A 14928-nucleotide genomic window follows, 5' to 3' on the forward strand; every position below is an offset into this window, starting at 1 on the left:
CGGCCGGCGACGAGGTCATTTTACATGGTGGTGTGCTGCTCATGCGCGCGCCGCTTGAGGGATGAAACGCGCGCATATCGCGCGCAGGCGCGCTTCCGCGTCCGCATCGAGGCCCATCGCGCCGATCGCGTCCGTCGTGCGGTCCCACATCTCGCTGATACGCGCATACGAACGGTCGATCGCGCCCGTCGAACGGAAGAGCGCCGTCACGCGCGCGATGTCCGAGGCCCCGCGTTTGCGCTTCGCATAGATGCGCGCGAGTTCGCGTTCCTCCTTCGGCGACGCCGCGCGCAACGCATCCGAGAGCAGCACGGTGCGTTTGCCTTCGCGAATGTCGCCGCCGACCGGTTTGCCGGTCGTCTTCGATGTGCCGATGACGTCGATGAGGTCGTCGGCGAGCTGGAACGCGACGCCGAGCGGCCAGCCGATCGCGACGGCATGATGCGCGGCGGTGTCCGTGTCCATGCCGGACGCGAGGAACGCAAGTTCGAGCGGCGCGATCGTCGTATAGCTCGCGGTCTTCCACCGGAACACCTCGTAGGACGCTTTGCCGAGCCTGTCCGGATTGTTCAGCGGCATGCGTTCGATCGCGAGGTCGAGGACCTGGCCGATCTCCACTTCATGGTGCATCGTGATGAACGTGCGCCGCAGGTTGCGTGACTGGGGGATGTCGAGCCTCTGGCTTGCGTCGTCCATGATCGCCGTGCATGCCGTCGCGAGCAGGTCGCCGAGCATGACGCCGAGACCCCGGCCGATCGTCTCGCTGTGCGTCGCGCGCTCGAGCGCGCGGTGGGCCGAGGGTTTGCCGCGCCGTAGGTCGGCATCGTCGATGATGTCGTCATGGACGAGCGCCGCCGTCTGGAACACCTCGATCGCGCACGCGATGTCGAGCATCGCGTCGCGTTGCGCCTCGTCCGCGTCCGGCGAGAGCAGTGCATAGGCCTCAAGGGCGAGCAATGCGCGCAGACGTTTGCCTCCTTCGCTTGAGACGACGGCCTGTTCGATCGTCGTGTCGAGCGTGTGGTCGAGCTCCGGTGGAATGTCGACCTGCCGGGCGATCCCCGCATATTCGCGCACAAGCGCGCCGATTCGCGATTCGATCTGCTGCAGAGGTGTCGAGGGACTCATAGCTGCCATTCATCCACAGTGTTGCGACAATCACGATGTTCGAATGACGTCGGCCGCGATTCGTTCGGCGGCCCATACCAGGCGTTCCACCGTGCGCGAATTGTGGATAACGGTACCGTCCGTACACATACCCCAGTCCGGCTGGACGTGGACGGAACGGACGCGCGACAGTGGAAGGACATCCGGACAGACGGACCGGATGTGAGCAATGTCCAGAAACAATGAACGGAAAGCGAGGAATGGATGATGGAGGACATGACCGGGCACGGGGACGCCGTGCAGACGCGGACGGAACATTCCGGGGCGCCGATGTTCATCCCCGTCGACGGATTCGACGACGCCGAGGACAGGGTCATCGACGAGCGAGACGTCGTGCGGTGCGACGAGATACATGAGCGGTACATGCGCGCATGCCGTGAGGAGGGGCCCGCCCAGGCGACGCACGACGCCTTCGCGAGCGTATGCGCCGCTTGGCTCGCATGGCTTGACGACGACGATTTCGACCCCTTCGATTGCGACGCGGAGGGGTTGTGCGCGCTCGCCGTGCTGATGACCGATTCGCTGTCGTCGCGTGACGCGTTCATCATGACGCTCGTCGGGGCGCCGGGACGATCCACACCCGATGATTACGAGGGGTTCGCCGTGCATCCGCACGAGCGCGGCAACGCCTCGGCGATGGAACATGAGCTCAACGCGGCGTTCAAGGCGGACGCGAGACCCGACGTCGAGCGCATCATGCGGGGCATCGAGATATGCGAACGCGCCGCGCAGATCGTGCCCGACCGGTATGCGGCGCATCCGCTCGCCGTCGCCGCCTACGGGATGTGGTGGGTAGGCGACGCCCGCGCGGTCGAGACGGCCGTGCGGTCGATCACGTTCGACGGGGGGATGCGCCTCGCCGGCATCGTCCTCACGGCGCTCATGCACGGCGTCGTGCCGCAGTGGATCGCGGTGCGCTCATGACGGCGGCCCGTGGCATGCATCCGCGGCCGATGGCGTGGAATAATCGTCCCCGCGACATGGTTAACTCACTTAGTGCGCGACTTGCCTTTGCCAGTACTATGCCCTTGCACTCCAAGGGCGTACGGGACAGGTCGCATGACCATGAGCGAGCAGGAGGAACAGTTTGGCCACGAAGCGAACGGCGAACACTACGGACAAGTCGGAAGACAACGGCACCTCCAGCGTCGATGACGCCACCACGAAAGGCACCGCGAAGCGTACGCGCAAAAGCACGACCGCCCAATCGGGCGGCCGCAAGCGCACGACGAAGCAGACCGCGTCCGAACAGACCGAGGCCACGAAACAGCCGCGCAGGCACGCGGCGAAGAAGAAGGCCGCGAAGGACACGGAGCCACAGCAGACACACGCCGAGGATGATGAGGACGTCATGCTCGACGAGGACGACGAACAGATCGACGAGGACACGTTGAACCTCGACGACGACGACCTTGACGACGTCGACAACGACGATGTCGACGAGGACGACGATGAGGAATCGGAATCGGAACCCGAAGAGGACGACGAGGACGAAGAGGAGTCGAAGCCCGAGGCGCCCAAGGAGAAGGGCGCGTTCGTCGTGCGCGACGACGACGACGACGAGACGCTCGCGCCGACGGGCACGAACCCGAAGCGCCGCGTCGTCACGACGGGCGCGACCGCCGACCCGGTCAAGGACTACCTCAAGCAGATCGGACGCGTCTCGCTCCTCAACGCGGAACAGGAGGTCGACCTCTCCGAACGCATCGAGGCGGGCCTGTACGCGCAGCACCTGCTCGACACCGAAGGCGACAAACTCGACTTCAAACGTCGTCGTGAGCTCAAATGGGCCGCGGCGGACGGCAAGAAGGCGAAGGACCACCTGCTCGAAGCGAACCTGAGGCTCGTCGTCTCGCTCGCGAAGCGGTACACGGGCCGCGGCATGCTCTTCCTCGACCTCATCCAGGAAGGCAACCTCGGCCTCATCCGCGCCGTCGAGAAGTTCGACTGGAAGAAAGGCTTCAAGTTCTCGACATACGCGACATGGTGGATCCGCCAGGCGATCACGCGCGCGATGGCCGACCAGGCGCGCACGATCCGTGTGCCCGTGCACATGGTCGAGGTCATCAACAAGCTTTCGCGCGTCCAGCGCCAGATGCTGCAGGACCTCGGCCGCGAACCGACGCCGGACGAGCTTGCACGTGAGCTCGACATGCCGGTCGAGAAGGTCCAGGAGGTGCAGAAGTACGGACGCGAGCCGATTTCGCTGCACACGCCGCTTGGCGAGGACGGCGATTCGGAGTTCGGGGACCTCATCGAGGACACCGACGCGATCGCGCCGTCCGACGCCGTCGCGTTCTCGCTCCTCCAGGAGCAGTTCCGCCAGGTGCTCGAGACGCTCTCGCCACGCGAGGCAGGCGTCATCAAGATGCGCTACGGGCTCGAGGACGGCCAGCCGAAGACGCTCGACGACATCGGCCGCGTCTACGGCGTGACACGTGAACGCATCCGCCAGATCGAATCGAAGACGATGTCGAAGCTGCGCCACCCCTCGCGTTCGCAGACGCTGCGCGACTTCCTCGACCAGTGACGGCGCGGTCGAGCACGGACAACGACGCCGCCCGGGAACGGGCGGCAGCGGCAGAGAGCGTGAGCCCCGCGGCTCCGCTCTCTTTTGCATGACAGCACGGTGAACGGCCTGCACGGCCGGACGGATTTCCAGGAAGACGGCATACAGATGGCGAAGAAAGACTACGGCGCCGACTCGTTGACGGTCCTCGAAGGACTCGACGCGGTGCGCAAACGCCCGGGCATGTACATCGGCACGACCGACACCCAAGGTCTCATGCACTGCCTGTGGGAGATCATCGACAACGCCGTCGACGAGGCGCTCGCCGGCGCGTGCACGCATATCACCGTCACGTTGCACAAGGACGGCTCGGTCGAAGTCGCCGACAACGGGCGCGGCATCCCGGTCGACGTCGAACCGAAGACGAAACTCACCGGCGTCGAGGTCGTCCTGACGAAACTGCATGCGGGCGCGAAGTTCGGCAACGCATCATACAACGCGGCGGGCGGCCTGCACGGCGTCGGCTCGTCGGTCGTCAACGCGTTGAGTTCACGGCTCGACGTCGAGGTCGACCGCAACGGCAACACCTACCATATGGCGTTCCATCAAGGGCATCCGGGCGTCTACACCGACGCCGACCCCGCGCATCCGTCACCGGACGCACCGTTCAAGAAGACGCGTAAGAACCGGCCGACCGAACTCGACATCATCGGCCACGTCAAGCCGAAGACGACCGGCACACGCATCCGCTACTGGGCGGATCCCGAGATCTTCAACGACACGGCGCGCTTCGACTACGACAAGCTCATCGACCGTGTACGGCAGACGAGCTTCCTTGTGCCGGGCCTCAAGATCACCGTCGTCGACGAGCACATCGAGGAAACGGGCGACGCATCGGCCGACGAACTGCGCGAAACGGACGTGGCCACCGCGCAAAGCGCACAGGTCGAAACCGACGACGATGCGGCGGCGGCATCCGAGGACGCGGCCGCGGACGCAATCGTGCGCACACAGGCCGAGAACGCGCAGCAGGAGGCAGCGTCGGGCGTGCAGACGACGCTTGAGGCGCAGATCGCGCCGCAGCGGCAGCACGCGACGCCCGGCCACCGCAGGGTCGAGGAGTTCTGCCATACGGGAGGCGTCGTCGACTTCGTCGACTTCCTGTCGAACGGCGAACCCGTCTCGAACATCTGGAGGATCGAGGGGCAGGGCACGTACCATGAGGAGACGCAGGCCGTCGACGACCATGGCGACCTGCATGCGCAGGACATCACGCGCACATGCGACGTCGACATCGCGATGCGGTGGGTCAACGGATACGACACGACGGTCCGCAGCTTCGTCAACGTCGTCGCGACGCCCGGTGGCGGCATGCACGTCGACGGCTTCCTCAACGCCATCACGAGGCAGGTGCGCAAGGCCGTCGAGGACAACGCGCGCAAGCTCAAGGTCAATCTCAAGGACGCGAAGATGAAGGTCGAACGAGACGACATCCTCGCGGGCCTCGTCGCTGTCGTCACCGTGCGTATCGCCGAACCGCAGTTCCAGGGGCAGACGAAGGACGTGCTCGGCACCGCGCCCGTCAAACCGGTCGTCACGCGCATAACCGACAAACAGTTCGCCGAGATGATCACCGGTGCGAAACGTGGGTACAAGGAGCAGTCGGCACGCGTGCTCGAGAAGATCGTCGGAGAGATGCACGCGCGCATCCAGGCGCGCAAGACGAAGGAGGTCGCGCGCCGCAAGACCGCGCTCGAATCGGCGTCGATGCCGCCGAAGCTTTCGGATTGCCAGCCGGGCAACGACGACATCGCCGAACTGTTCATCGTCGAGGGCGATTCGGCGCTCGGCACCGCGAAGGCGGCGCGCAACTCGGCGTTCCAGGCATTGCTGCCGATCCGTGGCAAGATCCTCAACGTGCAGAAGGCGTCGCTTGCGCAAATGCTGTCGAACAAGGAATGCGCGGCGATCATCCAAGTGGTCGGCGCGGGGTCGGGCGCGTCGTTCGACCTTGAGCAGGCACGGTACAACAAGGTCATCATGATGACCGACGCCGACGTCGACGGCGCGCACATCCGCACGTTGCTGCTCACGTTGTTCTATAGGTACATGCGTCCGCTCATCGAGGCAGGGCACGTGTACGCCGCCGTGCCGCCGCTGCACAGGATCGCGCTCACGGGCGCGCGCAAAGGCGAATACATCTACACCTATTCCGACGATGAGCTCGCCGGCAGGCTCGCCCAGCTCGACCGTGACCACATCGGATACGCCGACGACATCCAACGCTACAAGGGCCTTGGCGAGATGGACGCGAACCAGCTCGCCGACACGACGATGGACCCGCGCACGAGGCTGCTGCGCCGCATCCGCATGGAGGACGCCGAGCGTGCGAGCGGCGTCTTCAGTCTGCTCATGGGGGACGAGGTGCCGCCGCGCCGCCAGTTCATCGTCGACAACGCCGACGATTTCGACCGTTCGAAGATCGACACATGACCGGGGGAAGGCGTCAGCGGTTGCGGTCCGCGATCGCGCGCCTGTAGACGTCCTCGACCTCGTCGGCGACCGTCCGCACATCATAGCGTCCGAGGAGCGCACGTTCGCGCATATGCAGCGCGTGCGCCCATGCCTTGTCCGTGAGCGCACGGTGGATGCGTTCGGCGAGTGCGCGCGCATGGTCGGTGCCGACGTCGAAGAGCGCGTCCCCATCGCCGAGGAGCGTCGAACGGTAGCCGGGATTGTCGCCGGCGAGCGTCACACCGGACCCGGATGCGATCGCCTCAAGCAGCACGATGCCGAAGGATTCGCCGCCCGTCGCGGGGAACACAGCGATGTCGGCGGCCGCAAGCAGCGCCGGCTTGTCCTCCTCCTCGACGAAGCCGAGGAACTCGACCGGTGTGCGCAGCGTCTCGGCACGCCGGCGGCATGCGTCAAGGAGCGGCCCCTTGCCGGCGAATGCGACATGGAACCCTTCGGGGAACAGGCCGTGCGCCTCGCCGTATGCGATCGCGTCAAGCAGCAGTTCGGCGCCTTTGCGCGGCACGAAGCGGCCGAGGAACACCACGAGGGGGCCGTCGCGCCGTGTACGGGCGCAGACGGGGCCCGGCTCATCCGCGAACCGTGCGACATCGACCGGGTTCGGGATGACGACGCCGCGCACGTGCGCGGTCGATGCGGCATACTGCGCGGCGACCTGAGAGACGGCGATGACCTCATCGACGCGCCTGTGCGTCGGCGCGTTGACAAGGCCGAGCGCGCGTCCCCCGATGCGTGACAGCATGTCCGCGGACGCGATATGGTACGTCGCGACGATGCCTGTGGACGGCGCGGCGAGCGAGAGCACCTGCCCGGCCATGAATGGGCTGTACGGGGCCTGCACATGCAGGATGTCGAAATCATGGTCGGCGAGTGTCTCGCGGATGCGCGCACGGTTCGCCGGAAGCGGGATGCGCATTCGGTTGCCGTTGAAGCGCACCATGACGTTCCTGGAGAGCGGATGCGTGTTCGGCACCGGGGAATCATGCGTCTCACCGACGAGGTAATGCACGTCATGGCCACGGCGGCTCAGCTCACGGCCGAGCGTGACGATATGCTGCTGCACGCCGTCAAGCACGTCAAGCGTGTCATCGAAGACGAATCCAATGGTCAAAGGCATAGCCGCCAGTCTATCGCCGCAAAACGACGGGACCACGGTCCGGGTCCGGCGTGTCACCGCCGGTATTTTCTTGCGTAGGGAATAAAATTGCGCCGTACGTCGCCGCCGACGACGCCAAAACCCTCACGACGTGATGCCAAGGAGACGCCATGGCCAATCTGCTCCTCGCGATCATCTATCTCGCGTTCATCTCGCTTGGACTGCCCGATGGGCTGCTCGGCGCCGCATGGCCGACGATGAGCGGCGAACTCGGCGCGCCGCTGTCATGGGCCGGCGGCATCTCGATGGTCATCAGCGCAGGCACGATCGTCTCCGCGCTACTGAGCGACCGGCTCACGTTGCGGTTCGGCGCGGGGCGTGTGACCGCCGTGTCGGTCGGGTTGACGGCGCTCGCGTTGTTCGGCTTCGCCTACGCGCCGAACTACTGGATGCTCATCGTCATGGCCGTGCCGTATGGGCTCGGCGCCGGTGGCGTCGACGCGGCGCTCAACAACTATGTCGCCGTCCATTACGCGAGCCGCCATATGAGCTGGCTGCATTGCATGTGGGGGCTCGGTGCCCTCTTCGGGCCGTATATGATGGGTTTCGCGCTTGCGCACCAATACGGATGGCAATGGGGATACCGTTCGGTCGGCGCGCTGCAGATCGTGCTGACGGCCATCCTTGTGCTGAGCCTGCCATTGTGGAGGAGGCGCACGGACGCGCCCCGGAACGCATCACAGGCGCCCGGCGAGGCCGACGATCCCGCGCAGACGGTCGCCGCGGCGGGGGAGCAACAGCGCAAACCGCTTGGCCTCGCCGGCGTGCTGCGTATCCGCGGCGCCGCGCAGATTCTCATCATGTTCTTCTGCTACTGCTCGATCGAGCAGACGACGATCCTGTGGGCGAGCAGCTACATGGCCGGCGTCGACCATGTGGACCTGCAGGCGGCCGCGAACTACGCGAGCCTCGTCTTCATCGGTATCACCGTCGGACGCTTCGTCAGCGGCTTCGCGACGATGCGGCTCAGCGACGCGCAGATGATCCGGCTCGGCGCCGCGATCATCGTCGCCGGCGTCGTGCTGCTGGCGCTGCCGGTGCCGGGCGTGTGGAACTCGGTCGCCGGTTTCGTCGTCATCGGCCTTGGCTGCGCGCCGGTCTACCCGTGCATCATCCATTCGACGCCGGCGTATTTCGGCGCCGACCGGTCGCAGGCGATCGTCGGCGTGCAGATGGCGAGCGCCTACGTCGGCACGATGCTGATGCCGCCGCTGTTCGGCCTGCTCGCGCAGCATACGACGCTCAGGCTGCTGCCGTGGTACCTGCTCGTGTTCACCGCGGGGCTGATCGCCATGCACGAATGGCTGCGCGCCAAGACCCGCACCAAAGCGGACTTCACCGCACATTGAACCGGGTTGCGCGCCGTTCGCACTGGGCGTGCGTGGGTGGGCAAACCCGCGCCGCCGCTTACGATGGGCACCATGGCACACGAACAGACACACGCGGGCGTGCTGCGCGCTGGCACGCCCGCCGCAACGCCACAGGTCATCCTCGGTTTTCTGGCCATCGGCCTGCCCGAGGCGCTGCTCGGCGCCTCATGGCCGGCCATGGGCGCGGGGGTGGGCGCGCCACTCGTGGCCGTGGTCGGCATCGCCGCGGTCATCGCCGCAGGTTGCGCCGCGGCGGCGATATACGCGGAGCCGGTGGTGCGCCGGGTCGGTTCCGGGCGCACGGTCGACATGGGCGTGGCCCTCACCGTGCTTGCGCTGTCGGGGTTCTCATTCGCGCCGCATTATTGGGCGCTGCTTGTATTCGCGCTGCCGTATGGCATTGGATCGGGCATGCTTGTGGTGGCGTTGAACGCGTATGTGGCCGTGCGTTCGGCGAACGCGCACATCACCTGGCTGCATGCGACGAGCGCGTTCGGCGCGCTCGTGGGTCACACGGTGCTCGGCTGGATCATCGCGAACGGTGCCGACTGGCGCTGGGCGTACCGCACGATCGGCCTTGTGCAACTTGCGCTCGCCATGGTGCTTGCGGCAGGCACACGGCGATGGCATGACCGCCTGAGTCCGGCCCAGATCGCCCGTTTGGGTGAAACGCCGTACGCACAGGGGGACTGGCGGCACGACATGCGCCGGCCACATGCGGTGCATGCGCTCATGGCGATGCCTGCGGCGGTGGCTGTGCTCGTCTTGTTGTTCGCCGCCACATCGGTGGAGCAGACGACGATGCTGTGGGCCAGCAGTTACATGGTGCACGCCGGCGGCATGTCCATCCATACGGCGGGCGTCTACGCCAATCTGTTCTTTGTGGGTCTCGTCGCCGGCTCTGTTGTGGCGGGCGTTGTGGCGCTCAGGGTGCGCGATGTATGGATGGTCGCTGGTGGCATCGCCGTGCTGATCGGCGGGGTTGCGCTGATGGTGGTGCCGGTTGCGGGCCTGTGGCGCGCGCTGACCGCGCCGGTGCTGCTGGGGGTGGGCTGTGCGCCAATCGCGCCGGCCGTCGTGCATGCCATTCCGCGCTTGTTTGGCGCGGCGAGCACACCGGCGATGATCGGGGTGCAGACCGCCGCGGTCTCGATGGCCACGTTGGTCAGCCCCGTGCTGTTCGCCTGGGTGGAACGCGCGGCGGGGTCGATGCATGCGCTGCCGTGGTATCTGCTGGTGTTCACGGTGATTGCGCTCGCGGCATATGCGTGCGTTCTGCGCGTGGTGCGCTTGCATGCACTCGGCGAGTGACGGATAATCGAACATATGTGCGAATGTTTGGAGAGTTTCTCCGCCCCCACCCGGGCATGGTTCGAGCGCAGCTTCGGTGGACCCACAGAGGCGCAGCGTCTGGCGTGGCCGGCGATCCATCATGGCGAGAACGTGCTCGTCATCGCGCCCACGGGTTCAGGCAAAACGCTTTCGGCGTTCCTTGCGGCGATCGACGGCATCATCGACCGCAACGCGCGTGCGGACAGCGCCGAGGAAGGTCGCAAACGGCGGCGCAACGGGGTGCGTGTGCTTTACATCTCCCCGCTCAAGGCATTGGGCGTGGATGTCGCGAAGAACCTCGAAACGCCGCTCAACGGCATTCGTGAGGAATATGCGCGCATGGGACTGTCCGTGCCTGAGGTCTCGGTCGCCATGCGCAGCGGTGATTCGACGCCGCAGGAACGGCGTGCGATCGTCAGCAGGCCGCCGGACATCCTGGTGACGACGCCGGAATCGCTGTACCTGATGCTCACATCGAAGGCGCGCACCGTGCTCGACACCGTGCAGACGGTGATCCTCGACGAAGTGCATGCCGTGGCCGGCACCAAGCGGGGGGCCCACCTCGCGTTGAGTCTGGAACGGCTCGACGACCGGCTGGAGACTCCACCACAGCGCATCGGACTTTCCGCCACCGTGAACCCTGTGGATGAAGCCGCGGCGTTCCTCGGCGGCAGCAGGCCCGTCACCATCGCCCAAGCGAGCGGCAGGGCGGCACTCGACCTCAAGGTCGTGGAGCCCGCAAGCCGCATGGGTGACGGCGGCGACAGGACGGACACCACAAAATCCCATGCACCGCAGTCTTCCAACTCAATCACCGGCGTCACGCCGGCAATGCGGCGGCTGGCGGAACGCAAGGCCCGTGAAGACGGTCGGGCGCCAACCGCAGCGCCGTCGTCTGCCGCCCATCGAGATGGGATCACGGATCGAGCTGGCAGCGAGGCGCCGGTGCCGGTCGCCGCAAACGCCGGCCCCACCGCGTCGGTCTGGCCACTGATCCAACGCAGTGTGCTCGACGAAGTGCTCGCACACCGCACGACGCTCGTCTTCGTGAACTCGCGTGGACTCGCCGAACGGTTCACGGCCCAGCTCAACGACCTCTACTGGGAGCGGCAGGGCAAAAGCCCCGACCTGTCGAACGAACCGGCGCATTACGGGTCGCTCATCGGATCGACGACGAAACTCGTCGGTCCCGTGGCACCGCAGGACGCCATCGCGATGGCGCATCACGGCTCCGTGTCGAAAGACCGGCGCAAGCAGATCGAAGAGCAGCTCAAAGCGGGCAAGCTCAAATGCGTTGTGGCCACGAGCAGCCTCGAATTGGGCATCGATATGGGGTCGGTCGATCTGGTCATCCAATTGGCGCCACCGCTGTCGGTGTCGTCCGGCCTGCAACGTGTGGGACGAGCCGACCACCGCGTGGGCGGTGTGTCGCATGCACTCATCTACCCGGTGACGCGCGAACAGATCATCGGCGCCGCCGCGAGCGTCGAAAGCATGCTCGCCGGCGCCATCGAGCCGCTGCGTGTGCCCAACAGCCCACTCGACGTGCTCGCACAGCAGACGGTGGCCGCCGCGAGCCTCGAGCCGATCAGCGCCGATGCATGGTTCCGCACCGTGCGCCGCGCCGCCCCGTACCGCACGCTGCAGCGCGACATGTTCGACGCCGTGGTGGGCATGGTCACCGGCGCCTATAACGGTGAGGAGTTCTCCGCGTTCCGGCCCCCACTCGTGTTCGAGGAGGAATCCGGCATGCTCGCCGCCCGCCAAGGGGCGCAGCGCCTCGCGGTGACCAGTGGCGGCACGATCCCCGACCGCGGTCTCTACACGGTGGTGCTTCCCGAAGGGGAGGCCGGTACGGGCCCGCGGCGCGTCGGCGAACTCGACGAGGAGATGGTGTATGAATCGCGCGTCGGTGACATCATCACCTTGGGCACCACATCCTGGCAGATTCAGGAGATCACCAACGACCGCGTGATCGTACTGCCGGCCCCCGGGCGCAGCGCGCGCCTGCCGTTCTGGCATGGCGACGGCGACGGCCGCGATTACCGTTTCGGTCTGGCGCAAGGCCAATGGGTGCACGACGTGGCGCAGGGGCTTGTGGGCGCCGGCCAGACGCACCCCGATGCCCCGCACGCCCACGGCCCGCGCTTCACGAATGCCGTGCAGGCCCGCCTTGTCCAAGATGGCCTCGACGCGAACGCCATCGACAACCTGGCACGGCTGCTGTCCGAGCAGCGCGCCGCCACCGGCGTGGTGCCCGACGCCACGCATGTGGTGATCGAACGCTGCCGCGACGAGGAAGGCGACTGGCGCATCGTCGTGCACACGCCATTCGGCAGGCGCGTGCACGAGCCATGGGCGCTCGCGATCAACGCCCGGCTGTTGCAGCGCTATGCCGTTGACGGCCAGATCTATGCGGCTGACGACGGCATCCTCATCCGTCTGCCCGACGGCGACGGCCGCATCGACATCGCGTCGCTCATCGCGTTCGACCCGGACGACATCCAACGCATCGTCGAGGCGCAGGTCTCGGGCAGCGTGCTGTTCGCCGCGCGGTTCCGCGAATGCGCGGCGCGCGCGTTGTTCATGCCGCGCACCGACCCGGGCAAGCGGGTCCCACTATGGCAGCAGCGCCTGAGGGCTGCCCAGTTGCTCACGGCGGCGCGGACGCACAAGAACTTCCCCCTGCTGCTGGAGACCGCGCGTGAATGCCTGCAGGACGTCTACGACGTGCCCGCCCTTCGTGAGGTGCTGACACGCATGCAGGCGGGGCTGATCGACGTGCACAGCGCGGAGACGTCGACGCCGTCGCCGATGGCCGAACAACTGCTGTTCGGCTTCATCGGCTCGGTCATGTACCAATACGACGTGCCGCAGGCGGAGCGCGACGCGCGGCTGCTGTCGATGGATCCGGAGGTGCTCGAACGGCTGCTCGGCTCCGACGATCTCGCCTCAGTGCTCGACGACGCCGTCATCGACGAGGTCGCCGCCACGCTCGCGAAGCGGACGTTCTGGAACGCGCTCGCCGACGGCGACGTGCGCGGCCGCGTGCATCGCTATCTGTCGACGCACGGGCCGTTCACGGCCGACATGATGATCGCCGACCTGCGGTTGCCGGCCGAGGCCTGCGTCGACGAGCTCAACGCGCTGCGGGCCGCCGGCGAGGCGCTCACCGGACGCTTCGATGACCGTCTGCCCGCCGACGTGCCGCAATGGGTGGCGCGCGACGTGCTCAAACGCATCCGCTCACGCTCGCTCGCCAAGGCGCGCAAGGCCGTCAAGCCGGTCGCCGCCGCCGACTTCCAGCGTTTCGTGCTCGAACGGCAGGGCGTCAGCTCGGCCGGCGGCCAGCGTTTCGATGGCGTCGACGGCGTCATGAGGGTCATCGAGCAGCTCGAGGGTGTCGCATTGCCGATCGACGTGTGGGAGCGGGCCGTGTTCCCGGCGCGCGTGCGCGACTATGCGCCGTCGATGCTCGACGAGCTCGTCGCCGCCGGCGAGGTCCTCTGGGTTAGCGCGGCAGGCGCATCGTCCTCGTCCGCCTCATCCTCGGCGGACGGACTCGGGGCGGTCATGCTGTTCCCCTTCGATTCGGCGCAGCTCGGGGGACGATGCGCATCCGACGCCGCGCAGGGCGACCGCTCGGCGCCGGCGGACGGCGACATGGGAACGCTTGGCGTCGGCGACGCGATCGTCGCCGCGCTCGGGGACGGCGGCGCCTACGGGCCGCTGCCGCTCGAGGAACGCGCCCGCGCATGCTGGGAGCACGCGTCGGCGGCCCGCGGCCTCGAACCGTCCGTCGACGAGACGACCGGCGAGGTCGTCGCCGCGGCATGGAGCCATCAGGGCTTCGAGGACGCATTGTGGGCGCTCGCCCGGCGCGGACGCGTCACGAACTCGTCGTTCCCGGTGGCGCGCGCGGCGGCGACGCGGGGCGCGGCGCACGCGCCCGCACGCCCCGTGCGCCGGCGCCGCATGCGCGCGCACATGGCACGGCCGGCCATGAACGGCGGCCTGTGGTCGCTTGTGCGCGCGGCCGGCGAACCGTGCACGCCGGAGGAACGCGTCATCGACCTGATCGACGTGCTGCTCGATCGCTACGGCGTGATCACGCAGCCGGTCGTCGACCATGAGGGCGTCCCCGGCGGCTTCTCGGGCCTGTACCCGGTGCTGCGGCGCATGGAGGAGCAGGGCGCGCTAATGCGCGGCATGTTCGTCGACGGCTTCGGGGCGGCGCAGTTCGCGCGGCGCGAGACCGTCGACATGATGCGCGACCTGATCGGGCGGTCGCCGGCCACGGTCGCTCTCGACGCGGTCGATCCGGCCGTCCTCTACGGCATGGCGATCCGCTGGCCCGAGCCGATGCGGATGGCCGGGACGCAGGACGCGGACGGTGCCGACGACGCGGACGATGCGGCGCGTACGGGCGGCGTCAAGCCGACGCGTCGCGCCGGGTCGCTCGTCGTGCTGCGCGGCGGCGACGCGCTGCTGTACGCGACGCCACGCTCGGGACGCCTCGTCATGTTCGACGAACCGATGAGCCTCGCCGAACGCGCATGCACGGCGCTCGCCGATATGCTGCGGCGCCTGCCGGGAGGGTCGGTCACGTTCCGCGACTGCAACGGCGTGCCGCTCACGGCGCGCCTGCCGGTCACACCGGCGTTGCGCGCCGCCGGATTCGCGCCGTCCCCGCAGGGCATGAAGCTCTACCGGTGAGCGCGCGGCGTACGGATAGGACGCGATATCGACGCTATGAGCAAAAGACGGCCACGTCCCGCCGCATGACGGGCATAGAATGACTGACGTCGTGCCGCCGTTCGTCCCGATATACGGCGGACGGCGCCCCCGCGCGCCGCCGT

General features: G+C 67.3%; 8 protein-coding genes. 6 read left to right on the plus strand and 2 right to left on the minus strand.

Annotated elements, in window-relative coordinates:
• Positions 1-39: 39 nt before the first annotated feature.
• Positions 40-1128: a polyprenyl synthetase family protein gene (locus B1526_RS08045; protein WP_095615527.1), complete on the minus strand. Its 1089-nt coding sequence runs from the start codon at positions 1126-1128 to the stop codon at positions 40-42.
• A 243-nt stretch (positions 1129-1371) separates the two neighbouring features.
• On the opposite strand from B1526_RS08045, the gene B1526_RS08050 reads away from it, so the two are divergent.
• The 3 genes from B1526_RS08050 (at position 1372) to B1526_RS08060 (ending at position 6169) form a co-directional block, all read left to right on the plus strand.
• Positions 1372-2091, plus strand: coding sequence for a DUF4192 family protein (locus tag B1526_RS08050; RefSeq protein ID WP_133088525.1), 720 nt, complete (start codon positions 1372-1374; stop codon positions 2089-2091).
• Positions 2092-2254: 163 nt separating this feature from the next.
• Positions 2255-3697, plus strand: coding sequence for an RNA polymerase sigma factor (locus B1526_RS08055; RefSeq protein ID WP_095615529.1), 1443 nt, complete (start codon positions 2255-2257; stop codon positions 3695-3697).
• A 147-nt stretch (positions 3698-3844) separates the two neighbouring features.
• Positions 3845-6169, plus strand: a complete 2325-nt coding sequence (locus tag B1526_RS08060) for a DNA gyrase/topoisomerase IV subunit B (RefSeq protein ID WP_095615599.1) — start codon at positions 3845-3847, stop codon at positions 6167-6169.
• Between the two features lie 13 nt (positions 6170-6182).
• On the opposite strand, the gene B1526_RS08065 is transcribed toward B1526_RS08060, so the two are convergent.
• Positions 6183-7328 (minus strand): glycosyltransferase family 4 protein, encoded by a 1146-nt coding sequence (locus B1526_RS08065; RefSeq protein WP_095615530.1) that lies wholly within the window; start codon positions 7326-7328, stop codon positions 6183-6185.
• Between the two features lie 149 nt (positions 7329-7477).
• Between B1526_RS08065 and B1526_RS08070 the strand changes: the two genes are divergently transcribed.
• The 3 genes from B1526_RS08070 (at position 7478) to B1526_RS08080 (ending at position 14785) form a co-directional block, all read left to right on the plus strand.
• Positions 7478-8716 carry an MFS transporter gene (locus B1526_RS08070; RefSeq protein WP_095615531.1) on the plus strand — a complete coding sequence of 413 codons (1239 nt, stop codon included), beginning with the start codon at positions 7478-7480 and terminating at the stop codon, positions 8714-8716.
• 72 nt (positions 8717-8788) lie between these two features.
• Positions 8789-10048: an MFS transporter gene (locus tag B1526_RS08075; RefSeq protein ID WP_095615532.1), complete on the plus strand. Its 1260-nt coding sequence runs from the start codon at positions 8789-8791 to the stop codon at positions 10046-10048.
• 15 nt (positions 10049-10063) lie between these two features.
• The gene (locus tag B1526_RS08080; protein WP_095615533.1) at positions 10064-14785 is read left to right on the plus strand and encodes a DEAD/DEAH box helicase; all 4722 of its coding nucleotides are present in this window, start codon (positions 10064-10066) and stop codon (positions 14783-14785) included.
• Positions 14786-14928 lie beyond the last annotated feature (143 nt).

It is taken from the genome of Bifidobacterium criceti (assembly GCF_002286935.1).
In the GTDB taxonomy this organism is placed as follows: domain Bacteria; phylum Actinomycetota; class Actinomycetes; order Actinomycetales; family Bifidobacteriaceae; genus Bifidobacterium; species Bifidobacterium criceti.

Bases quoted from the DNA above. Each gene is read 5' to 3' on its own strand.
- B1526_RS08045 (WP_095615527.1), bottom strand. From the start codon at position 1,128: ATGAGTCCCTCGACACCTCTGCAGCAGATCGAATCGCGAATCGGCGCG.
- B1526_RS08050 (WP_133088525.1), top strand. From the start codon at position 1,372: ATGATGGAGGACATGACCGGGCACGGGGACGCCGTGCAGACGCGGACG.
- B1526_RS08060 (WP_095615599.1), top strand. From the start codon at position 3,845: ATGGCGAAGAAAGACTACGGCGCCGACTCGTTGACGGTCCTCGAAGGA.
- B1526_RS08065 (WP_095615530.1), bottom strand. From the start codon at position 7,328: ATGCCTTTGACCATTGGATTCGTCTTCGATGACACGCTTGACGTGCTT.
- B1526_RS08070 (WP_095615531.1), top strand. From the start codon at position 7,478: ATGGCCAATCTGCTCCTCGCGATCATCTATCTCGCGTTCATCTCGCTT.
- B1526_RS08075 (WP_095615532.1), top strand. From the start codon at position 8,789: ATGGCACACGAACAGACACACGCGGGCGTGCTGCGCGCTGGCACGCCC.
- B1526_RS08080 (WP_095615533.1), top strand. From the start codon at position 10,064: ATGTGCGAATGTTTGGAGAGTTTCTCCGCCCCCACCCGGGCATGGTTC.